A 1,349-nucleotide genomic window follows, 5' to 3' on the forward strand; every position below is an offset into this window, starting at 1 on the left:
AAGGAGAGCCAGATGAACTCGAGAAAGCATTCATAGACTTCGTGTTGAGCGAAGAAGGGCAGAAGGTGGTTGAGGATATGGGTTACATAAAATTGACGGGCGAAACGGGTGAAATAGCACATGCACCGACACCGGAAGCAACGCAAATGTCCACTGCAACGCCAACGCCTACCGCTGCAACACCTGGATTCGTGATGATATCTGCAGTCGTGGGTCTGTTAGCGGTATCTTATGCGGTGCACAGCAGGAGGAGGTGAAGAGGAGACGAAAGACATGAAAATAGTACACATCTCGGACATCCATGTGGTGGAACCGCACTTCCTGCCCGATCTGGCTGAGAAAGTGATAGAAAAGATAAATGAGATAGAGCCGGAAATCGTGGTCGTTACCGGTGATTTAACAGAGAATGGCTATCCTTTCGAGTTTGAGCGCGCTAAAGGCTATATCGAGCGGATAGAATGCAGGGTGAAGGTGGTGATACCGGGCAACCATGATGCGAGGAACGTTGGCTACCTCGCTTTCGAAGAGATTTTCGGTCCCAGGTCAAAAGTAGAGCGATATGGAGGGATAACGGTTGTTGGTGTTGATTCCACACAGCCAGACCTTGATGATGGACACGTGGGCAGGGAGAAATATGAATGGATAGAGAAGTGCCTGAAAACCAGCGATTTTAAGGTGGTGGCTCTCCATCACCATTTAATTCCCGTTCCTAAAACAGGACGAGAAAGAAACATACCGATGGATGCCGGCGATGTTCTCGAATTGCTTATCCGATGCGGGACAGACCTCGTGCTCTGCGGTCATAAACACGTGCCGTGGATATGGAACTTGAATGGAATGATAATAGTAAATGCGGGTACGGCATGCACGAACCGCACGAAATGGAATATCCCACAATCGTTCAACTTGATCGAAATAGACGAACCGGAAAAGGAAAACGGAACAATCAGGATATACCGGATATATTCAAGAGGAGGAGAGGAACTGGTGTTAGAGAAAAGAAGAGTAAAGAAATGAAATGAGTGCCCTGGAGTATATTGCAGGTCACATATTTAAACGTAAATTAAAATCTGAGGGGAGAATACAAGTACAGGTACAGGAACTAAGGAGAAGGAAGGAGAAGATAATAGAGAAGTTGTTATTCGCCTCCGCACTCGCCTCCATCCTTATCGTTTTGTTTATACTCGCATTCACACTGAAAGAGAGCATCCCGGCATTAGCGCTGGGCAGGGATTTCTTATTTGGGATGACATGGCATCCAGGACATGGGCAGTTCGGCATTTTTCCCATTGTAGTGAGCACGTTCGTGGTTGGCGCTGGCGCGTTAGCCATTGCCGCGGCTATTGGCA

The 1,349-nt window shown here is 47.7% G+C and carries 3 protein-coding genes; all 3 read left to right on the forward strand.

Annotated elements, in window-relative coordinates; genetic code table 11:
• The coding region (locus J7J01_10535) for a hypothetical protein (protein ID MCD6211295.1) at positions 1-257 on the forward strand (257 nt) is incomplete at its 5' end.
• Positions 232-1,017 (forward strand): metallophosphoesterase, encoded by a 786-nt coding sequence (locus J7J01_10540; protein MCD6211296.1) that lies wholly within the window; start codon positions 232-234, stop codon positions 1,015-1,017. The genes J7J01_10535 and J7J01_10540, both read left to right, overlap by 26 nt.
• 1 nt (position 1,018) lies before the next feature.
• A partial coding sequence (locus J7J01_10545; GenBank protein MCD6211297.1) for a hypothetical protein occupies positions 1,019-1,349 on the forward strand: 331 nt, incomplete at its 3' end.

The sequence above is a fragment of the Methanophagales archaeon genome (genome assembly GCA_021159465.1).
In the GTDB taxonomy this organism is placed as follows: domain Archaea; phylum Halobacteriota; class Syntropharchaeia; order Alkanophagales; family Methanospirareceae; genus G60ANME1.